At 38.6% G+C, this 22680-nt stretch carries 17 protein-coding genes and 1 tRNA gene; 10 read left to right on the top strand and 8 right to left on the bottom strand.

Features of this window, described 5'->3' with window-relative positions:
* Nucleotides 1-87: 87 nt before the first annotated feature.
* Entirely contained in the window at nucleotides 88-1590 is a 1503-nt protein-coding gene (locus LVD47_RS13260; RefSeq protein WP_500797286.1) for a cellulose synthase family protein, read from the bottom strand.
* Between the two features lie 13 nt (nucleotides 1591-1603).
* Nucleotides 1604-2296 carry a glycosyltransferase family 2 protein gene (locus tag LVD47_RS13255; protein WP_236977053.1) on the bottom strand — a complete coding sequence of 231 codons (693 nt, stop codon included), beginning with the start codon at nucleotides 2294-2296 and terminating at the stop codon, nucleotides 1604-1606.
* 363 nt (nucleotides 2297-2659) lie between these two features.
* Here LVD47_RS13255 and LVD47_RS13250 point away from each other — a divergent pair, with 363 nt between their 5' ends.
* The gene (locus LVD47_RS13250; RefSeq protein WP_236977051.1) at nucleotides 2660-4147 is read left to right on the top strand and encodes a hypothetical protein; all 1488 of its coding nucleotides are present in this window, start codon (nucleotides 2660-2662) and stop codon (nucleotides 4145-4147) included.
* Here LVD47_RS13250 and LVD47_RS13245 read toward each other — a convergent pair.
* On the bottom strand, nucleotides 4144-5430 hold the full coding sequence (locus LVD47_RS13245) for an MFS transporter (protein WP_236977049.1): 1287 nt from the start codon (nucleotides 5428-5430) through the stop codon (nucleotides 4144-4146). The genes LVD47_RS13250 and LVD47_RS13245 overlap by 4 nt on opposite strands.
* Before the next feature lie 101 nt (nucleotides 5431-5531).
* Here LVD47_RS13245 and LVD47_RS13240 point away from each other — a divergent pair, with 101 nt between their 5' ends.
* Genes LVD47_RS13240 through LVD47_RS13225 form a run of 4 tightly spaced genes read left to right on the top strand, consistent with a single transcriptional unit; the run spans nucleotide 5532 to nucleotide 9511 of the window.
* Nucleotides 5532-6443 (top strand): ATP-grasp domain-containing protein, encoded by a 912-nt coding sequence (locus LVD47_RS13240; protein ID WP_236977039.1) that lies wholly within the window; start codon nucleotides 5532-5534, stop codon nucleotides 6441-6443.
* Nucleotides 6424-7362, top strand: coding sequence for a succinylglutamate desuccinylase/aspartoacylase family protein (locus LVD47_RS13235; RefSeq protein WP_236977037.1), 939 nt, complete (start codon nucleotides 6424-6426; stop codon nucleotides 7360-7362). The genes LVD47_RS13240 and LVD47_RS13235 overlap by 20 nt, the downstream gene beginning before the upstream one ends.
* A 9-nt stretch (nucleotides 7363-7371) precedes the next feature.
* On the top strand, nucleotides 7372-8808 hold the full coding sequence (dacB, locus tag LVD47_RS13230) for a D-alanyl-D-alanine carboxypeptidase/D-alanyl-D-alanine endopeptidase (RefSeq protein WP_236977035.1): 1437 nt from the start codon (nucleotides 7372-7374) through the stop codon (nucleotides 8806-8808).
* 13 nt (nucleotides 8809-8821) lie between these two features.
* A complete protein-coding gene (locus LVD47_RS13225) occupies nucleotides 8822-9511 on the top strand; it encodes a class I SAM-dependent methyltransferase (protein ID WP_236977033.1) in 690 nt (229 codons plus the stop codon).
* On the opposite strand, the gene LVD47_RS13220 is transcribed toward LVD47_RS13225, so the two are convergent.
* The 3 genes from LVD47_RS13220 to LVD47_RS13210 form a co-directional block, all read right to left on the bottom strand.
* Nucleotides 9512-10780: an adenylosuccinate synthase gene (locus LVD47_RS13220; RefSeq protein ID WP_236977031.1), complete on the bottom strand. Its 1269-nt coding sequence runs from the start codon at nucleotides 10778-10780 to the stop codon at nucleotides 9512-9514. It lies immediately after the preceding gene.
* 229 nt (nucleotides 10781-11009) lie between these two features.
* The gene (locus LVD47_RS13215) at nucleotides 11010-11486 is read right to left on the bottom strand and encodes a Fur family transcriptional regulator (RefSeq protein WP_236977029.1); all 477 of its coding nucleotides are present in this window, start codon (nucleotides 11484-11486) and stop codon (nucleotides 11010-11012) included.
* Nucleotides 11487-11497: 11 nt separating this feature from the next.
* Nucleotides 11498-13705, bottom strand: a complete 2208-nt coding sequence (locus tag LVD47_RS13210) for a RelA/SpoT family protein (protein WP_236977027.1) — start codon at nucleotides 13703-13705, stop codon at nucleotides 11498-11500.
* A 207-nt stretch (nucleotides 13706-13912) separates the two neighbouring features.
* Here LVD47_RS13210 and LVD47_RS13205 point away from each other — a divergent pair.
* The 5 genes from LVD47_RS13205 to LVD47_RS13185 all read left to right on the top strand — a co-directional run bounded on the left by LVD47_RS13205 (nucleotide 13913) and on the right by LVD47_RS13185 (nucleotide 19013).
* Nucleotides 13913-13994 (top strand) — tRNA-Leu (locus LVD47_RS13205).
* A 584-nt stretch (nucleotides 13995-14578) separates the two neighbouring features.
* Entirely contained in the window at nucleotides 14579-15973 is a 1395-nt protein-coding gene (gene tig, locus LVD47_RS13200; protein ID WP_236977026.1) for a trigger factor, read from the top strand.
* Between the two features lie 118 nt (nucleotides 15974-16091).
* Nucleotides 16092-16781 carry a ClpP family protease gene (locus LVD47_RS13195; RefSeq protein WP_255785146.1) on the top strand — a complete coding sequence of 230 codons (690 nt, stop codon included), beginning with the start codon at nucleotides 16092-16094 and terminating at the stop codon, nucleotides 16779-16781.
* Nucleotides 16782-16794: 13 nt separating this feature from the next.
* On the top strand, nucleotides 16795-18048 hold the full coding sequence (gene clpX / locus LVD47_RS13190) for an ATP-dependent Clp protease ATP-binding subunit ClpX (protein WP_236977016.1): 1254 nt from the start codon (nucleotides 16795-16797) through the stop codon (nucleotides 18046-18048).
* Nucleotides 18049-18260: 212 nt separating this feature from the next.
* Complete coding sequence (locus LVD47_RS13185; protein WP_236977014.1) at nucleotides 18261-19013, top strand: tRNA pseudouridine synthase A; 753 nt, start codon at nucleotides 18261-18263, stop codon at nucleotides 19011-19013.
* 20 nt (nucleotides 19014-19033) lie between these two features.
* On the opposite strand, the gene LVD47_RS13180 is transcribed toward LVD47_RS13185, so the two are convergent.
* Together LVD47_RS13180 and LVD47_RS13175 are read right to left on the bottom strand one after the other, a co-directional pair.
* On the bottom strand, nucleotides 19034-19204 hold the full coding sequence (locus LVD47_RS13180; protein ID WP_236977004.1) for a hypothetical protein: 171 nt from the start codon (nucleotides 19202-19204) through the stop codon (nucleotides 19034-19036).
* A 67-nt stretch (nucleotides 19205-19271) separates the two neighbouring features.
* A complete protein-coding gene (locus LVD47_RS13175) occupies nucleotides 19272-22325 on the bottom strand; it encodes a hypothetical protein (RefSeq protein WP_236977003.1) in 3054 nt (1017 codons plus the stop codon).
* Nucleotides 22326-22680 lie beyond the last annotated feature (355 nt).

Below are 22680 nucleotides of genomic sequence, written 5' to 3'. Positions count from 1 at the left end.
GGTAAGTAGCTGAAATTAAAAGCACCGATCCTGACTAAATATGATAAAGATCGACCAGGAATGGATAATTCTACACATACGCATTATTTACCTCCATTTTAATTCCCGCAAACTAAAATAGAAAATACTCCCGAACCCAAAGGCCAATAAAATGTGCAGAAATAGCATTGAATAATTTTCCAACCTAATCCCTGCAACTATACCGAAAACAAAATATAAAGCCATTAATCCCTCTAAAAAAATACTTTTATCTATCCGGTTTCGCTGATTTTTATTACCCGGTTTATCCACACCTTGTTTTTCCTTAGTTACATCAATGACATTTAATTTGGGGGTACGGATAAAAGGACTACTTTTCCCTCTGTATCCCTGGATTACTGCAATCGAATTGTGTAGGGAAAGGCCCATAGAAATAGCCATAAATACCGGAAATAAAAAAAGAAACCGGATAATTTTTTGTCCCACCGACAGACCGGATTGATTATAAGGATTCAATACATTTGCCTGATAAAAAGTCCAGGAAATAGCCAATACTCCTAAAACAAATACAAGGTAAAAGCCCATATTAATTTCAAGCTGCTTAATAGCCCATATCATAGGCACCGATAAAACTGCCATGGAAAAAATTAACAAAAAAACAGTTGATGCTGTCAAATGGGCCGTAGCATGAATCTTTTTCCAAAATGAAATATTAGATTTCCACACCGGCAACATCAACTTTCTGGCCGTTTCTGCTCCTCCCTTCATCCATCGATATTGCTGAGTCTTGTAACTATAGATTTCAGCAGGGAGTTCTGCCGGAGCTCCGATATCCTCACGATATAATATTCTCCAGCCTTTTAATTGCGCGCGATAGCTAAGGTCAAGATCTTCGGTTAAGGTATCAGCATGCCAACCCCCTGCATTGATTATCGCCTCCTTCCGCCAGATTCCGGCTGTTCCGTTAAACTGTAACAAATAATCCGATAAACTTCTTGCGCTTTGTTCAATCGTAAAATGTACATTCAACTGAAATGCCTGTATTCGCGTCAATAGAGAATCTTGTTGATTCAGGTGTTCCCACCTGGCTTGAACGACTCCGATTTCAGGATCCCGGAAACAGGGTAATGTCCTCATTAGAAAATCATCAGAAGGCAGGAAATCGGCATCAAATATAGCAATGAATTCCCCAGTAGCCCCTTTCATACCATTTTGCAGCGCTCCCGCTTTATATCCTTTCCGATCTTTCCTGTGTATCAACTCGACATTTATCCCCTTCTCTTTATAGTAATTGACTTTCTCCCGGGACAACTCTAATGTATCATCTGTCGAATCGTCCAAAACCTGGATTTGAAGTTTGTCCTTAGGATATGCCAATGAACATATGTTATCAATTAACCTACCAACTACATATTTTTCATTGTAAATAGGTAACTGTACCGTAACCGCTGGCAAATCTTTCAATTCTTTGCATTTCCTGGGGACACGGTCTCTATTCCTCTTAAATTTCCGATAATTGAGTAAAAGCTGAAATTGAATTAAATTATAAAATAGAATATACAGCAGTACCAGGCTATATAAAATAAAAATAAATGAATATATAAAGGACATCAATGCCATGACGCTATAAATACTTAAATATTGTCGAAATAATTTTATAGCCGGCCAGTACAGAACCTTTTAGTGTACCCGAAACCTTTGAAATACCTATACGTGCTCGGTAATCTACAGGAACCTCAGAAGTACGTAACTTGTATTTTGCCGCTTTCACCTGCATTTCAACGGTCCAGCCATAATTCCGGTCTTCCATATTTATTTTTTTCAATGCTTCTGCTGTTATTGCCCTAAAAGGTCCCAGGTCAGTGAATATATATCCATAAAAGAATTTTATCAAACGCGTGGCCAACCAATTACCAAAAATCTGATGGGGTTGCATTGAATTTTGTTGCCTGTTCCCAAGTGCCCTGGACCCTATTACCAATTCATAACTGTCGCGAATTATCGGATTTACAACTCTGTCCATTTGATCCGGGTAATCGGAATAATCTCCATCCAAAAAAACGATTATATCCGGAGAATGTTCTAATCCCATAATATATTCTATACCACTGAGACACGCATTACCGTATCCCTTTTCTTTAGAATCGATTACCACTGCCCCCATCTCTTTAGCAACCTTTCCTGTTCGGTCTGTACTATTGTTATTGCATACAACAATATAGCGAACCAATTCCCGGGGTATATCCTTAATAACCTTTCCAATTGATTTCTCTTCATTATAGGCAGGTATTATAACATCTATCAGGAAAGACTTCATTTAACTTTATATATTCCCGGCATTAAAAAATTTATTTAAAAACGATTTCTTACACCAAATGTAAACATCCTAAAATCTACAATATGCAATAATTGTTTACGGCTCCGGCAAAATTATTTAATTTTGCCGCATTACCTTTACCTTGAAAATAATCTTAACCGTTATTTAAGCGTTTAGAGCTTGTTTGATTTTTCATAGAATGGGGAAAAAGAAAACAATTGATTTCAGAAGAAATAGTACAGGAGATTTGATTTTTGAAGCCTGCTTTTGGATTTTTCATGAAGGGATACTCCTGGCATAAACAAATTTTAATGTACTATTTTATACTGAAGCCGTTTATAAAAATTTTACTTTAATAATTATATGATCAAAAATTTACCGACAGGCGTCATCCTTTTATCCTTATTACTAATAGGCATTTTCTCCTGCCAAACCCTTGAATTTGAAGACCCTGAAAATCTCGAAATCAATTATTCACTAGACACTCTCACTTTTGATACCGTATTCACCCAAGTAGGGTCTACTACCCGTTATTTCAAAATTTACAATCGCGGAGATAAATTTGCCCGTCTACAGGAAGTAAAATTAAACAATCCGGAATCTAAATTTCGAATAAATGTTGATGGAAGGCAAGGTCCTTCTGTATCCGATGTAGAGATCCCGCCCCATGACAGCATATATGTTTTTGTAGAAGTTACCGTAGATCCCGACCAACCCATCAGCGCCAGTCCTTTCATTATCGAAGAGCATCTGTCTATTTTGAGAGGAAATTCAGATGATCAGGTTACATTGACTGCATGGGGACAAAATGCCAATTATATCCCTTCTTTACAATCAAAGGACAGGCAGGCACTTATTACATGTGATTTCGGAAAATGGACCTGGGATGATCCCAAACCATATGTTATTTACGGGGTTCTGGTCATTGACAGTTGCGACCTGGAAATCCCTGCCGGAACACGCGTATACGTCCACGGAGGCCTCGTGCAGAATAATGAAACCTCTTACCAGGACGGCGTCTTATTTATTGGGAAAAATGCCTCGATCCGGACATTGGGAACTGCTGAAAACCCGGTCACTTTCCAGACCGACAGGCTGGAAGAAGAGTATCAGGAGCGACTGGGCCAATGGGGACGTATTCACCTGGCTCCCGAAAGCAAGAATAATTCATTTTCTTATACCCATATTTTACATTCTCAATTTGGCGTATATGTTGACTCCCTGGCCGAATTGGAATTGGATCATTCGATCGTCGGCTTTAATAGTTATTTTGGGATATATGGTTTTCGTGCTAATGTAAAGGCAGAAAACTGTCTATTCCATACCTCGGGAGGCTACAACTTACGCACAGCACTGGGTGGCCAATATGATTTCAAGCACTGTACATTTGCCAATATAGGGTATGGCCAGGAAGCTGTTTTATTAAGTAATTTTTATTGCTATGACCAGAATCCCCAACCCGGAAGTTGTGAAAATGGTTTAGTATCCAGGCTAAATGCCCATTTTGAAAACAGTATTTTATACAGTAGTAAATCGGATGCCTTAATACTAAACAATGCCATACTGGATGAACCGTCCTATTTTCAGGTTGAATTTGAACATTCTATTATCAGGGCAAGAGATCTGACAGAAGATGGAGCCTATCCCGATTTTTTTGAGGATTACCCGACCACTATTCAATACCATTTTGGCGACGCTCTTTTCAAGGATGAAAACGAATACAACTTTGCCCTGGATTCTTTGTCCATTGCCAAAAATCAGGCAGACCTAATTCCGGAAATCACTGATGATATCCTTGGTAATTCCAGAGGGACCACACCGGATATCGGAGCTTATGAGTTTATTGATTAAATACCGGTTTTGAGTTTTGGGGAATTGACCCTTGCCAAAATAGCCAACCCGATAATAAAATAGACGCCCAGAATTAAAACACTATTGCGCATTCCTCCTGATAATTGGTCAATCAAACCAAATGAAAAGGTACCAAAAACGATAGCTAATTTTTCTAATACTTCGTAAAAACTAAAAAAAGAATTCAACTGTGTCTTATCGCTTCCGGACAGCAATTTGGAATAAGTCGACCTGCTCATTGATTGTATTCCCCCCATCACGAGACCTACTAATGAGGCCAGAATATAAAATTGTACCTGGCCCTGGACAAAATAAGCCAGAATGCAGATAACGATCCAAATTACCAACATCGCCGAAATAGCAGGTTTATTCCCGAGCCTGGAAGATACCCAGGCAAAGAGATAAGCTCCTCCTACCGCAACAATCTGCAAAATTAAAACAATAACAATCAATCCGGTCGTACCAAAATTCAGTTCCTTTTCAGCAAAGGTAGACGCCAGGTATAACACCGTCTGGACGCCTGCACTGTAAAAAAAGAAAGACCATAAAAAAAGGCGGACATTTACCTTCGGTTTTATTGAATTATATGCCTGGGATATTTCTCTGAAGCCGACACGAAAGAAATCTTTAACCGGCTTTCGCTGGTCTGCCGGTAGCCTTTTGAAAGGAATCTGGGCAAACCCAATCCACCATATTCCCACCAGGATAAAAGAAATACGAACAGCCAAATCAGAATCTGGAATACCAAAAAGACCGGGCTTCATAATCATAGCCAAATTGAGCAACAAGAGCAAAACACTTCCAATATACCCATAGGCAAATCCCATGGCACTTACTTTATCATACTTATCTTCACTGCTAATGACCGGCAGGTAAGAATTATAAAAAACCTTCCCTCCGTCAAATCCTATAATGGCCAAAATAAAAGATAGTAGTCCAATAGATAACGTTTCCATGCCCGTAAAAAAATACAAACTCATACAGGCAATTGAACCAATGGTCGTAAATATCTTCAGAAAAAACATCCTCCTGCCACTGTAATCAGCTAAACCCGACAACAGGGGCAAAGCAAGAGCAATCAATAAATATGTAAAAGAAATGATATAGGAAAACAAGGCACTATTACTAAGTTCCCAACCAAATACGGGTATATTTTCAGTTGTATGGCTTATAAAATAGGCGGGGAAAATGGCTACAGTAATAACTAAAGCGTAAGCAGAATTAGCCCAATCAAAAAAAGCCCACCCTCTTACAATTCTTGGATTGTTTAACTTATTTTCCAATATTTATTTTATTTTCTACTTTTTGAAGTAAGTACTGTTATTTTTATAAATGACATGGGAAACAAACAATTCAAAGTTACACTTTTTAATATAACCACCGGATGAAAATAGTAATTCTATCGCGTAGTACCGCTCTGTATTCAACTCAAAGCCTGGTACGGGCATGTATGCGCAGGGGGCACGAAGTCGAGATCATTGATCATCTCTCCCTTGACCTTTTGATCAAAGACGGTGATATGCAAATAAAATCCAACGGTTACCCAATAGGGCCTGTAGATGCCATTATTCCCCGGATTGGTAGTTCAGTTACGACATTAGGGACTTCCATAATTAGACAATTTGAATTGATGAATATTTTTTCGGCCACTGGCTCAGACGCTTTAATGCGATCCCGGGACAAACTAAGTTGCCTTCAAATGCTTGCATCAAAAAACATCCCAATTCCCGACACAATGATTATGAACTACCTGAGCTTCAACCAGGGATTTTTCAAATCTCATATGAAGCTTCCCGTAATTATAAAACTTTTGGATAGTACTCACGGACTGGGTGTTATTATTTCCAACAGTGTAAAAAGTACCGAATCAACGATAGAAACCCTCTATCACCTAAAGCAAAAGGCCATTTTGCAACAATATATTCGTGAATCCAGCGGGTCTGACCTAAGAATTTTTGTAGTGGACGGGAAAGTGGTTGCCGCCATGCAACGAATCGCCGCTGAAGGTGAATTCCGATCCAATCTACACCGAGGCGGCACCTCTCGCATGGTGCGTCTTACAGATCAGGAAATGGATGATGCCGTAAGATCTGCAGAAATTTTGGGTTTAGGAATTGCCGGTGTGGATATGCTTAGAGGAAAAGACCGGTCCTTCGTAATAGAAGTTAATGCCTCTCCCGGTCTGGAGGGCATAGAAGGCACTACAGGGGTCAATATAGCCTCAAAAATAGTAGAATACGTAGAGAAAGGATATCATAATCAAAAGGAAAAAGGATATGCAAATCGGTCAGTATAAAATTGAACCGGGAGAAACCAAAGAAATTGATTTATATATTGGGGAATTACCTACCGGATCGACCGTTACAGTTAAGGCTCACATCTATCGGTCGAAAAATCCTGGCCCTACAGGTCTAATTTTGGCAGGAATGCACGGTGATGAAATAAATAGTATCGAAATAGTACGACAATCCATATTCAATGGATTTTTTACTAATCTTATCTCAGGTACTGTAATTGCCATTCCGGTACTAAATATATATGGTTTTATGAATTTTTCAAGATATGTACCAGATGGCAAAGATGTAAACCGCAGTTTTCCCGGTTTTTCAACCGGTTCTCTGGCTTCCAGAGTAGCGAAAGTAATGAGCAAGAAAATTTTGCCTATAGTTGACTTTGGACTGGATTTTCACACTGGAGGAGATAGTCGATTTAATTATCCACAGGTAAGGTACTCCCCAAAATCGGTAAAAGCACTGGAATTGGCACAATCCTTCAATGCCCCTCTTATGATTGAGAAATCAACCATAAGCAAGACCCTAAGGGCAGAAGCCAAATCCAGGGATATTCCTATCCTGGTTTATGAAGGTGGAGAGGCCCTTCGATTAAATGGTTTTGCGATTGAAGTAGGACTCCAGGGAATCCAAAATGTCCTGTTTGATAAAAAAATGATTGACAAAAAATCCGCAAGTCCTGACAGGGAAAAATTGTCATTTAAAAAAACAACCTGGGTTCGTGCCCACCAGTCCGGTATTTTTATATGGAATAAAAGTTCCGGGAATAGTGTCAAAAAAGGTGAAGCCATAGGGGTCATTTATAATCCGAACGGAACAGAATCTACATCTGTCAAAGCCTCTAGAAATGGTTATTTAATTGGTCATAATAACACTCCGGTGGTAAACGTGGGAGATGCATTATTTAATGTGGGGTATCAATAAATGACATACATGAGTAAAATATCATTAATAATCATTTTATTTTTTTATGGACCTGGATTTAGCCAGAATTTAGTCGAATCTTTAATTGACAATGATTGTATGGAACATGGATCAGCGTCGATTCTTGTAAAAAATATTAAAACCGGAGAAATTGTACTGGAATTTGATGCGGATCGCTCCTTACCGACGGCTTCTATTCAAAAGATATTATCTACAGCATCAGCGCTTAAAGTAAAAGGTAAAAATTATCGCTACAAAACTGTAATAGGATATTCCGGCCTTTTTTCAGATCAAACAATCAGGGGCGATCTGGTCATAAAAGGAAGTGGTGACCCTACGATTGGCTCGGACCACTTTGACAATATTCCCGATTTGGAAGAAATTGCTTTTCAACTTTTGAAAACATTACGAGAAAAAGGGGTCCACACTATTGACGGAAATATTTTAGTAGATGAAAGCGCTCTATCTGGACAAAAAACACCTTCGGGATGGCCCTGGGCAGATTTGGGAAATTATTATGGTGCCGGCCATTGGGCTATCAATTTTAATAATAATGAATACCAATTAAAATTTGTTCAGAATTCAAATACGGGAGAATTGACAACTATTCATTCCATTATTCCTTCTATAGATGGTTTTTCAATTAAAAATGAGGTCCGGACTGGCCCTGTAGGTAGTGGAGACAGAGCTTACATATATGCAGGTCCGTATTCTAATAATGCCGTAGTTCGGGGCACTATTCCGCCAGGGAACGGGTTGTTTACCATCCGAGGCAGTATAACAAACCCTCCCAGTTATTTTGCTACATTTTTAGGAGATTACCTGAAAAGTAACGGTATACGCATCACAGGAAATACCGGGATTAGGGATATACCTATTCCAATATCCGAAGAACTTTACAACATTTATTCACCGCAACTTTCGGAAATAGCCAGGATAACAAATTTTGAATCCGTCAACTTATTTGCGGAAGCCCTTATGAAACTGACTTGCAACAGTACCACACCTCCTTCTTCCTTTGAATGTGGACGGGATTTTATGAAGGAATTTTGGGAAGACCAAGGGGTGGGAATGTCCGGTGCTTTTATAGTAGACGGAAGTGGCCTCAGCCCCCGAAATACTTCTTCGGCCAGGACATTCAACGATATACTCCAAATAATTTACAACGATACCTCATGGTTTGAAACATTCTCCGTGACCCTCCCAGAAATGGGCAAAGAGGGTACATTGAAATATATGATGAAGAACAATCCACACAAATTAAAAGTATTGGCTAAAAGTGGGTATATCGGAAGACAAAGGAGCTATGCCGGATATATATTCACCCAATCAAAACAAATTTTAAGTTTTTGTATTATTTTAGACAATTATTCATGCTCTTCAGGGGTGGTGCGAAATAGAATTGAAAAATTTTTGACCCGTATCCCTGAAGTAATGAAAAAATGACTAATTGAAATTTATGAGAATTCTATACGGTCTTCTTTTATTCCAATTTCTCATCCTATCCTGTAGTTCTGAGGGAACGAATGAATCCAGGGCTCCTACTAATTATGTTGCGCTGGAGCCGGACAATTTGGATGACCATATTTCTTTTTATGAGAGTGCACAACGCCATATCTGGCAAAAGCCTAACTATGTGATAGAATTATTTGGAGAACCACTTTCCATTAAAACAATTGCTGACATAGGAGCCAGTACAGGCTACTTTACTTTCCACAGCTTACCGAAAGTGCATAAAATGATAGCCATCGATATTGACTCTACAATGATAGAATTCATAAAAAGTAAGTCAAATGACCTTCCTGTCCAACTGAAAGAGAAACTGGATATAAGACTGGCAACTGAGAATAATTCAATGCTCAATAAAAATGAAGTTGACGGGGTATTAATGGTTAGTACGTATCCTTATATCGTAAACGGAATTTCATATTTGAAAAACCTAAAGGACAAACTACGCACCGGAGGAAAAATTATATTAATCGAATTCAAAGATGAAGACCTACCAAATGGCCCACCTGATAGTGAAAGAGTCTTGCATTCGGACTTAACCCGAGACTTGAAGACAGCTGGATATATCACCCAATTGGATACGACTTCACTGGAATATCAATATATCGTAGTGGCTACTCTTCCGACCAAAGCAAATTAATTATTTCAGAATCATTTGTTCTCTCCCCGGACCATTAGACACGATAAAAATTTCTGTTCCGGCATTCTTTTGGACAAAGGAGATATAATCTTTCGCATTTTGTGGAAGACTACCGTATTCTTTGATTTTCGTAATGTCTTCCTCCCATCCCGGCATTGATTGGTAATTGGGTTTTATTTCGTAATCCGTCAGATCATAAGGTAATTCTGTCGTATCCTCTCCGTTAATTGCGTATGAAGTAGCGGCTTTTATAGGCTCAAAAGTGCTCATTACATCCAGCTTTGTAACTACGAGTTTGTTAACACCATTAATCATAATACTATATTTAAGCTGGGCAAGATCCAACCATCCACATCGTCTGGGCCGGCCTGTTGTAGCGCCGAATTCATGACCTAGCTTCTGGAGTTTTTCACCATCTTCATCAAACAACTCCGTAGGGAAAGGGCCACTACCTACCCGTGTACAATACGCTTTAGTAATACCAATAACATCACCAATTTTTCCGGGAGGGATTCCCAATCCCGAACACACACCGCTACTGGTGGTATTTGAGGATGTTACAAAGGGATAAGTTCCGTATTCGACATCTAGCATTGTACCCTGAGCACCTTCTGCCAATACCCGCTTTCCATCATCCAGTGCACGATTAATCAAATATTCAGCATTTATATGTCGAATGTTTCTAATTTCTTCCAGGCTTTCAAACCACTTTTCTTCCTCGGCCGGGAGATCAAATTCGACATCCGGGTACATCTTCAGAAGCCCCAAATGTTTCTCCTTTAAATTATTGTACTTGGACTTGAAATTTGGAGAAAACAAATCTCCATAACGCAAACCATTTCTGCCGGTTTTGTCCATATACGTAGGACCAATTCCTTTGAGAGTAGAACCTATTTTACTTTTTCCTTTAGCAGCTTCTGAAGCTTTGTCCAGCAATCTGTGCGTCGGCAATATAAAGTGCGCCCGGTTCGATATCATCAACCTGTCCGCCACATTAATATTTTCTGCCTCGACCGAAGCTATTTCCTGGGACAATGTGATTGGGTCAATCACCACTCCTGCCCCAATAATATTTATAAGGTTTTCCCGGAAAATCCCTGAAGGTATTGTATGAAGCACATATTTTTTCCCATCAAAAATCAATGTATGGCCTGCATTCGGCCCTCCCTGGAATCTACAGATAAAATCATAATTGGTGGCCAGGCAATCCACAATTTTTCCCTTTCCTTCATCTCCCCACTGAAGGCCCAAAATAACATCTACAGACATGTACTAATAAATATAGTTAGGTAATTTATTTTTTATGATCCGGCAAATTTAATGTTTACACCGGAAATTTCACAGCTTTTCAATTCACTTTGATACTTCAAACATACGAATTAATCGGGAAGATCAACAATTAATGCCGTGAGTTCCAAATCTATTGATCACAGCGTACTTGTATTTTGTAAAATTGCATACTCCGGAAGAAAGCAGCCTCTATTTCAGCAACTATATTCTAATTTTCGGATGGGCTATTTTCACAGCTGCCTTTACATTTTCCGTATAAATTAAGGTTGTGGTGCGTAATTTTGAAGTCCATCAAATTCCCCATCATATTTTTAATTTCCTGAATCCTGGGATCACAGAATTCCAGAACTTTTCCACAGTCTACACAGATAATATGATCGTGTTGTTTAAATCCATAGGACTTTTCATACTGAGCCAGGTTTTTTCCAAATTGATGACGCTTTATCAGATCAGAACTCACCAATAATTCAAGGGTATTATATACTGTGGCTCTACTGACTCTATAATTTTGATTCTTCATTTGGATGTACAATGCTTCAGCATCAAAATGATCGTCCCTGGAATAAATTTCCTCAAGAATGGCAAAGCGTTCCGGCGTTTTACGAAGTTTATTTTTCTCCAAATGCGCCGTGAATATATTTTTCACTTCTTTTATTATGCTATCGTTTTTCTCTTCCAACTTCATGACACCCATTTTTACTCTATTCTAGTGACAGTAGAAACGCCTTCCATATCACTTAGTGACTTAATAATTAAATTTAATTGATTGATATTATAGACCAATATACTCATTTTTCCTTCAAAATAACCTTCATGCCCTTCAATATGGAAAGACCGAATGTTAAGATTAAATTTGTTCGATATTAGCCCTGTGAGATTTTGAATAACACCTACCCCCTGGTCAATACCAACAATCTTCAAATCTGCAACAAATTCTTCCTCCATATTGTTCGCCCATTCTGCTTTCATTACGCGATATCCATAATTTGACAGCATATGTTCAGCATTCGGGCAGTTAAACCGATGGATCTTAATCCCGGAATTGGTGGATACGAATCCAAAAATATTATCGCCATTCACGGGATTACAACAACTTGCCAATGAATATTGGAACTTTTCTCCCGGTTCTCCATTCAGCATAATGACTGGGGCAGGCTTAGCTTTTCTCGGGCGCTTCCTGGGCGTTTCTTCTTTGACTTTTATTTCTCCTTTAGCAATCTCCTTTTGAAGTTTACCACCGACTACTTCCAAATCCTTGAACAATTGAGGTACTGAAATATTGTCCTGGGCCAAATCATAATACAATTCTGTCCTACTGGCATAACCGGTGAGATTAACCAGAAGGTCAATATTATCCTCAAAAGAGATTTTTAGATGTTTCAACTTTCGTTCCAGTGCTTCTTTACCAACTTCTCCTATCCTTCTTTTTTCTTCCTTAATTGCTGATTTTATTCGGCCGCGAGCTCTGGAGGTCACTACCATTTTCAACCAATCCTCATTGGGTTTCTGGTTTTTGGAAGTCGTTACGTGAATTTGATCTCCATTCTGAAGCTGATACCCCATTGGTACCAACTTATTATTTACTTTTACAGCTATACAATGGTAACCAATATCCGTGTGGATACTAAAAGCAAAATCCAGAGCTGTAGCCCCTTTTGGAAGCACCCTGACATCCCCTTTTGGAGTATAAACAAATACCTCTTCACTAAATAGGTTGTTCTTGAAATCATTGACAAACTCCAAGGCATCCTTTTCATTATCTTCCAAAATCTCCCGGATACTATCTAGCCACGGTCCGAAATGATCGTGATTACTAACACCCTTGTATTTCCAATGTGCTGCAAAACCCCGTTCTGCAATCTCGTCCATCCTTTCGGTCCTTATCTGCACTTCAACATACCGCCCTTTCGGCCCTATTACAGTGGTATGTAGTGATTCATACCCATTAGACTTGGGGGTGGTTACAAAATCTTTCAGACGTTCTGCTATAGGTGTATGTACATCTGTAACTATAGAATATATTTGCCAACAGGTTTGCTTCTCCAGCTCATGGGGAACCTCTACGATAATCCGAACGGCAAAAAGGTCATAAATTTCTTCAAACGGTACATTCTTCTTTTTTATCTTATTGTAAATTGAAGATATGGATTTGGGCCTGCCTGTAATCCTGTAAGGAATGTTCAGTGCTTTAATCTTAGGTTCCAGGGGGCCAATAAACGAGCGGATATATTCATCTCTCTCTATTTTTGTCTGGTTAAGCTTTTTTGCGATTTCCTTATAGGTTTTTGGCTCCATGACCTTCATGGAAATGTCCTGAAACTCAGTCCGCAAATTATAAAAGCCCAAACGATGGGCCAGGGGCGCATAGATATAACTTGTTTCCGCAGCAATTTTAAGTTGCTTTTCTTTGGGCATATTCTTTATAGTACGCATGTTGTGTAACCTATCTGCCAATTTAATTAGCACCACACGTACATCAAAGAGCAACGTACTCAATACTTTTCGGAAGTTTTCTGCCTGAGGGGTATCCGTCTGATAGGATTTGGCCAACTTGGTAAGTCCATCGACAATATGGGTGATTTTTTCACCAAACCTTTCCTTTATATCACCAAGACTAATTTTTGTATCTTCCACCGTATCGTGCAGGATAGCAGAAATAACGGCAGTAGGTCCTAATCCCATTTCCTCTACACATATCCTGGCTACTTCGATAGGGTGCAAGATATATGGTTCACCGGATTTTCTCCGTTGATTTTTATGCGCTTCTGCAGCGATCTCAAAAGCAGAATGGATATTGTCAAAATCCTCTTTATCCATTTTCCCCTTCAGCGCTTCCAAGAGCATTTCAAATTCACCTTGAATTTCCTTTTGCTCCGTATCATTATATATTGCAGTGATTGACATCCCTTCCATTAAAAATTTATAAACTCATGAACTAGCTAAGGTATTAAATCTTACCCTTTTATTTATTGCATTTAGCCGTGTTAATCAACGGAATCCCCTGACTTTAACTTTCAAGAAGGTAGCGATATTCCGTTACATTATGATAATTTACATAAAAACTTTTAATTATTTCATAAAAGATCCTATCTTTGCGCACATTTGAAAGAAGCGGGTGTGGCGAAATTGGTAGACGCACTAGACTTAGGATCTAGCGCCGCGAGGCTTGGGGGTTCGAGTCCCTCCACCCGCACACAGTAAAGGAGAAGGAGAAAAATGTATCCCGATGAACAAATGCTTAGCAGGAGTAACATCGGGTAACCCTCCACCCGAACTTAATGTCCAATTGGGGCATTGATTTTTGAGGTACTAGGAATATGAGAGGCTTTCCGGTAAAATAAGATACTCTAAAAATCGAAAAGCTTCCCTATCCATGCCTTTCTACAAAATTCTATTCCCAGCAATAAGGAACTTTATTCCCGGGTTTTTTTGGAGTTATTGTAGTCAATACAACCAATTTTGGAAACAATAGTTTAGTTTATAATTTTGTCTACTTTAAATAGATCTGAATAAGAGACAATTATTTGAACCGAATTAAAATGCTAATTTTTACATGAAATCAATTCAAACATGTAATTTTTAATTGCCTTTCCGGATTAATGGCATTTCCTATTGGAATTTCCAAAATATTTGAATATTGCTGCTATTTCGGAATGATATAAAAAATAAAATGAAGCTTTCAGATTTTAAAATCGAAAGACCACAAAATAGCCGGCCGTCTCTTTTCAAGACAGGCCTTTATTTTTATACATTAAAATGACCAAATTTGATTCTCCAATGAAAATAGATTTTAATAAAAAAGACGATTTAAATGCCCAAATCAGTATTTCTATCGAAAATGAAGATTACTCCGGCAAATTAGAAAATGAATTAAGAAACTACCAAAAGAAATCAAATCTGAAGGGATTTCGAAAGGGTAAAACGCCAAAATCCATGATCCGGAAAATGTATGGAAAATCTCTTTTGGCAGATATCGTCAATCAAAAAATTCAGGAAGAACTTGGAGGATATTTAAAAGATAATGAAATAGAATTTTTGGGACAACCTATTCCTTCAGAAGATCAAACTCTAATTAATTTTGATCCCAATTCCAAACAGTCTTATGATTTTACATTTGATCTAGGTTTGACTCCTGATTTTGAAATCAACGGGATAGAAACCCCTTTTAAATATTATGATGCTATAATAACGGATGAAGACATTGAGACCGAATGGGAGCGGTACCGGAAACAAAAAGGTGAAAGGGTCGATGTCGAAGAAAATTTTGAAGACAACGACTATATTACGTTTAATGCAGTTGAACTGGAGAATGGCGAAGTAAAACCCAAGGGCCTGGAAACTACTATCAGCATACTTGTTTCGGTAGTAGATGACCAAGAGGTAAAGGATAAAATATTATCAGCCAAAAAAGGGGATAAAATACAATTCAATGTAAATACCCTGGAAAAAGAACGGTCTGAAGAATATGTAAGAAAATATATCCTCAAGTTAGGGGAAGAAGAAATGGACAGGGATTATAATCCTGAATTTGAAGGAGAAATTGTAGAGGTAAAAAGAGTAGTTCCTGCTGAAGTCAATGAAGAATTCATAACGTCTGTTTTCGGTGAAGAGATCAAAACAGAGGAGGAGGCCAAAGATTCGATAAAAAAAGAAATAAAAAGTTACTACGATTCCCAGGCAGATGCCATTTTATTCAGGGACATCCAGAATAAAATTATGGAAGAAAGTGAAATCCATCTTCCCGATGCTTTTCTAAAAAGATGGATCGAATTCAATAACGACAAATTGGGTCCGGAAGAAGTAGCAAAAGAGTATGAAAACTATTTTGCAGATAATCTCCGTTGGACTTTGATCAGAAATAAACTGGTCAAAAAACATGAAATTGAGGTACAACCCGAAGATATACACAACGAGATGCGGACAAGGGTGATGAGGTACGCCGGGGGGTACAATCTCGGGGAAGATTTTATCAACCAGACTGTACAGCGCCTGATGCAAGACCAGAAACAAGTAGAAGATGCCTATGAGGAAATATTATCCTCAATGGTATTTGACACGTTAAAAGACGATGTTGAGTTAGACAAAGAAGAAATTGAGCAGGATAAATTGATGGAAATCATCCAGGATTTAAAGTCCAAGAATCAGGGACCAGGAACAGATGAGGAAGAATAGTGTAATGATTTTTTCAACATTTCAACCGAAAGGCATTAATTTTGTTACTAATTATTGTTGTTGAAAATCATTACTAAACAATTTTCCGGTTTAGTTTTTATTCTTTAAAATCAAATACATGAATTACCAGGAGGAATTTAAAAAATATGCTGTAAAGCATCGGGGTATAAGTTCGGCCCATCTAGATAAATTTATGCGTACTTCGGTACCTAATATTCACGGGTTTACTCCTCAGGTTATTGAGGAAAGACAAATGAATATTGTTGGTATGGATGTTTTTTCCCGATTAATGATGGATAGAATCATCTTTATGGGAGTACCCGTCAATGATTATGTATCAAATGTAGTGCAGGCACAATTACTATTCCTTGAAAGTACAGATGCGAAAAGAGATATTCAGATGTTTATTAATAGTCCTGGTGGATCTGTAATAGATGGGATGGGAATCTACGACACCATGCAATACGTAGGTCCGGATATCGCTACCATTTGTACCGGTTTAGCTGCATCTATGGGAGCGGTACTTTTGAGCGCAGGCAACCATGGAAAGAGAACCTGCCTTCCACATTCAAGGGTAATGATCCATCAACCGTCCGGAGGTATGCAAGGACAGTTTTCAGATATGGAAATTTCCTACAACCTTATCAAGCAACTTCGAAAAGAATTATATCAAATATTAGCCCACCATACCGGAAAGTCCTTTGAAGAAATAGAACAAGACAGCGACCGGGATAATTGGATGACTGCCCAGGAAGCTAAAGAATACGGGTTAGTTGATGAAGTTTTAGCCAGAACAAAAGAAGCATAAAATTTAATTGGCAATGGAAGAGAATGTAAGATGTTCGTTCTGTGGTAGGACCAAAAAAGATGCACTGGTCCTTATAGCAGGAATCAATGGTCATATTTGTGAACTATGTGTAGAACAAGCTCACGATATTATTCACGCAGAATTGGATAGCAAATCTGAAGATGAGGAAAATTCAACAGCCTCACTGGGAGAACTGCCCAAAGGGATTACACCGCGTAAGATCAATGAATTTCTCAATGATTATATCATTGGTCAGGACGATGCAAAAAAATATCTCTCCGTCGCGGTTTATAACCACTACAAAAGAATTGCTCAACAGAAACAGTCCAGTCCGGATGACATAGAAATAGAAAAATCTAATGTTTTATTCGTTGGAAGAACAGGCACAGGAAAGACATTAATGGCCAAAACCATCGCTAAAATGTTGAATGTCCCTTTTGCTATCGTCGATGCTACCGTATTTACTGAAGCAGGTTATGTCGGGGAAGACGTCGAAAGTATTCTATCACGACTCTTGCAGGCTTGTGATTATGATGTCAATGCCGCTGAAAAAGGGATAGTTTATATCGATGAAATAGATAAAATCGCTCGAAAAAGCGACAATCCTTCCATTACCCGGGATGTATCCGGTGAAGGTGTACAACAAGGATTACTCAAATTATTGGAAGGGGCAGAAGTTAACGTTCCTCCCTATGGTGGAAGAAAGCACCCGGAGCAACGAATGATCACTATCAATACAGAAAATATACTATTTATATGCGGGGGTGCATTTGACGGCGTTGAAAAAATTATCGCCAGAAGGATGAATACTTCTGTAATCGGATACAAATCAAAAGAAAATACGGTCAAGGACCAGGAAACATTGCTCCAGTATGTAAACCACCATGACCTGAAACAATTTGGGTTAATTCCCGAATTGTTAGGACGGGTACCGGTACTTACTTACCTCAACCCTCTTGATAAGGATACACTCATCAGTATTTTGACCAAGCCCAAAAACGCTATTGTCAAACAATACAAAAAATTGTTTGAGCTCGAAGGAATAGAGCTACACTTTACGGCAGGTGCCATAGAGTACATAGCGGAGCAAGCATTGGCTTATAAATTGGGTGCCCGTGGGCTGCGAAGCATTTGTGAAGCAATAATAACGGATGCCATGTATGAGATGCCATCATCGAAGGATGTGGAACGGTTAGTAATCGATAAAGAATACGCTAAGACACAATTCGATAAGTCGAAAATTAAGAAATTGGGAGAGGCGGCGTGATAATATTATAAAAATAAAATAATAATTATTCACTAATGCAATATTGTTTTCACTATATTTGCAGTCCCTAAATACGTAGGCAGCATTGTTGTTTACAGAAGTAAAAAGATAGTAATCGACCGGAAGCTTGAAAAAGTTATCCGGTTTTTTTTATTCCCATATCTCTACATCCTGGGTAAACAGACCCGAAAATCCACAGTATATTTGCAGCCATGAGGTATTTTATTCACTTGTCATACGATGGGACAAATTATGCCGGATGGCAGTCACAACCTAACGCTATTGGTGTACAGTCGGTAATTGAAGACAGATTAAATACAATTCTAAACCGTCAAATCAAATTAACCGGATGTGGACGAACAGATGCTGGGGTTCATGCGAGTGATTTTTATGCGCATTTTGATTGCGAAAAGATACTCCCTGAAAATCTGGTTTTTCGACTCAATAATTTCCTACCCTCTGATATAAGTATTTATTCCTTTACCAGTGTAAAGGACGATGCCCATGTTCGATTTGACGCTATTCAAAGAAGTTATATCTATCACATACACTTCATCAAAGACCCTTTCAAAAAACTGTATTCATTTTATTACCAGAAGGCCCGGCATATCGGCGTAGAAGTACTTAATGAATTCACCCAACGTTTATTGGATTACTCCGATTTCAAACCATTCTCCAAATTGCATACGGATGTAAAGACGTTTCGCTGTAATCTCAATACATGCCACTGGACCTCCACCAAAAACGGCATGGAACTTCACGTCACTTCCGATCGCTTTCTCAGGGGGATGATACGCCTGATTACAGGGGCCAGCCTCTACTATGCCGAAGGAAAAATTACTATCGATGAACTGGACCAGGCTATGCAATCTCAACAAAGACTACAAAAGAACTGGTCCGTACCAGCCTGTGGGTTATTTCTATCGGAAATAGTGTATCCGGAAAGCATAGTTCTAAATCCGTGAGTTCCTGAGTCAAAATTCCATCAACCCACCAATACTTTCAAGCCACTCCCGACACATTCGCGGGTTAGCGATCCAGTCCCTTTTCGGACTCCCGGTTTCAAACTCTGATTCAGGGCAAGGTTCCGGTTCATTACCTCTCCGGCTCCGTCCTTCGAACTCCCGACTCCAGACTTCCATCTTCTGTCTTCCAACTATGATCCACTACCTACAATTCACTTTTCGAGCCTGCAGCTTACAGCTTGTAGCTTCCTTACACTTCTACCACCCTGGCACAAAATTCACCCCAAAACTTCCTTTGCCGCCTTCGTTCAACGGGTAGGCAAAAAACGGTTCCAGAATTAATGATCCGAATACATTCACCCTTAAAGCTACACCGACACTGTGCAATAATTTGGTTTCAAATCCTTCCGGCGCATCAAACGGGTTGTTCCTTGACCACGCTGCACCGACATCGTAGAAAAACGCTAATTCACTTAGGATAAAATTGGTAGGTATCAATGCCAGTTGTTCCGGACCTGTAAAGGGCACTCTGAATTCTGCATTTCCGACAAAGAGTTTTGAGCCCTGAATATCATTATTATTTAATCCCATGCCACTAAGTTCCTGCGAACTCAAATTGGAAAAACCTCTTATAAATCGTGGGTCAATAAGGTAATTCCTTGAGAAAAAGTTGTCACTATCGTTTGCATCATCACCGTAATTACCGTATTGCATCACTCTAAAAGCAAGACTGGACTTTTTCAAATAAAAATATTTCCTGACATCTGCCAGGGTAGTCAGATAATTCCAATGACCAAAATTCTGGGTAACACCCAATCGAAACCGGTATCCATCCAGGGGAGACGCAAATCCAAAAGTTGAATTATCGCCAACGAAGGCAGCCTGGACATCAAATAGTCCAAATCCATCCGGGGATGGTAATTTTTCACGATCCTGATAAACCAATCTACCAAAATCATCGTAATAGCTGTCAAACCTTTCGCTCCTGTAATAATACAGTGAGTATCCTCCACCTGCTTCTACACGAATTGATTTGTTAAATGCATACTGGGTAAATAAGCTCGCCTGGTCTCGAAATATCCGATCCGTATACGTTTCATATTTATTGTAATAACCGTATTGTGATCCGTCTTCTACCGGTAGCGTGTCCCTTCGATAATTGAAGCCTCCATATCTAAAAGGAACATGTGAAATGGAGCCTCCCCACCCAATCCTACTCGATTGGTTTCGATACATCACCTGGGCTCCAAAGTCATAAATCTCACCATTGAGGGCAACCGTACTGTAAATCTGATTATTACCCAACATATCACTAAAAATCATATCTATACCTCCCACAAGTCCTGTGGTCGTCCCCAGGAAATTTCCGGAACTCACACCAATACCACCCCCTCCTCCGATATAGTCCAACCGGAAATTAGGTTTATATTTTTCCCTGTCAAATTCAGATGTATTTATTAAAGGCTGCTCATCTAAAGAAGTTAAATTATCTTTAACTGTCTGTCTTGTTCTTCTTGTGTAGGTAGGTAGCAAAGATGCTGTCATATCGATTTCAGCAGGATCCACCTTCACCATGTCATTTAAATCCGGTGTATAATTATAAATAGAATAACTATTATCCGTATAGTGGGAGTAATACAATTTTTTTCCATTTTCGGATATACTAATCGCTGAAGAGAATAATGTAATACCACTTACTCCCGTAAGGATATCCGTGACTTGAAAAACTTCTTCGGTACTGGGATCTAGCATATAAATATTCCGATATCCGTCTCGGTCAGATAAAAAATAAACTCTTCCAGCATTATCTACTACAGGATTCATGTTGTCAGCCCCTGGAAAAATAGAACTTAAATGAATGACTTCTTCTGTGTTTACATCGTAATATGCCAAATTAAAATTCCAATGTGCATCATCACGTGGCTGGTTAAAACTAATTTGATCCGTTGAAAAGTAAATTCTTTGACCGTCGGGAGAATAATAGGGTTGAATTTCGGAATAAACATCATCCGTCAATTTTCGTGCTCTTTTCGTCCTCAAACTAATCTGGTATAAATCAGTTTTCCCTTCTTCCAGACCACTTACAACAATATATCTTCCATCCGGTGACCACGCAGGATAGCTAAATTTACTAAGATTTTTGAGTCCAAAGGATTCTTCAGTTTTACCATTTTTGGCATTTTTAATAATAATATTGCTTTTCCCTTTTTTAAAAACTACATAGGCAAATTGTGTCCCATCAGGAGACCACGTACCCGCTGATTCTATCAAATCAACATCATCGATTCCCCCTGTGAAAGAATTTGTAGGGATCCTCTGTTTTATTTTCCCATTTTGGGCATCAGCCAAATACAGGTCTGTTGAAAGAACTCTTTTTTCCGAAAAGAAAATGATATTCCGGCCATCGGGGGAAACCATTGGTGATAAATTCATTCTACCTCCGTTCTTTTCATTAAATATCACGCGACCAGCAGGATTTTCCTGGCGATTTTTCAAAAATGGACTGTAAAAGGCATTGAGATTACGCTTCCAATCAGCAGATAAGGAGTCAAGAGAAGTACCTAAAACCATCGGAACTGAATTTTGCAATCCGTACATAGCCGTTGCCTGAAATAAAGGTCGTATAACTTCATCTCCAAATCGTCCTGAAAGAAATGACCAAAATGTCTGCCCCCATCGATACGGAAAATATCTCGCAGTATTATTCAAGGCTTTAATATCGGGGATATTATCATGTAAAACCGCATCCCGCATCCACATAGCAGTCTGTACATCACTGGGACCACGAGACATGTATTCGGCAAGTCCTTCAACCATCCATAATGGCAAATTTTGCAAAGAATTAAGTCCAGTACTATCGCCCTGTAATATCATATTGTATTGGAAGGCGTGTACCAATTCGTGCCCTATAACATGAAAAGTCTGTTGATTGGTCATAGCAATCGGCAAAATAACACGATTCTTGAAGGCCTCTGTAACACCACCTGTTCCCACACCTATTTGACCTGAAATAGCTCGGGTTTGCTGGAAATCACCGTGATCATTGTATAAAATAAATGGATTCTTGGTTTTGAAAGTATCCCTTAATACACTTTGGTGCATAGTATACCATTGTTCCATCCACTGCGCATAGGTATATAGCTGATCCTGGTTTCTTAGGTAATAATGCAAATCAAAGTTCGGTGTCTCCAGAACCCTGAATTTCTGAGACTTGTATTTGGGTTTATTCTGACCAAAATACTGGCTGTAACCTGTAGAAAGGATACTCAACATAAAAGTACTCAGAATAATAATTCTTAATTTAAGATTCATTTTATATTCTTGGTTTTAATATTTTTAATAAAATTTCCATTCTCTCCTCTGTTCAATTCAAATTTCAGTTATACTTTTTGAAACTCTATCGTTCGATGTAATTTAAAAAAGCTTTTAGAATTCTATTTAAAAAATTTTCTTGAACAAATTCTTACTTTCACTTCATATATATATACCACGAAAAACGCAAAATAGTTTTTATACAAACTTAATTTTGAATTTTCCTTATATAAGATTTTAACATTTAACAGAATATTACCACAATCGTTGTTTCAAGTTCAAAAAAAATTAACAAAAAAGATGACAAAATGATAGTTAACTCCTTCCAAATATGTCATTTTTTCCGATTATGGAT

The sequence above is a fragment of the Membranihabitans maritimus genome (genome assembly GCF_021729145.1).
Classification (GTDB): domain Bacteria; phylum Bacteroidota; class Bacteroidia; order Chitinophagales; family Saprospiraceae; genus Membranihabitans; species Membranihabitans maritimus.
Note: the sequence above shows the minus strand (reverse complement) of the source record. Positions and strands in the feature narration are given on the sequence as shown.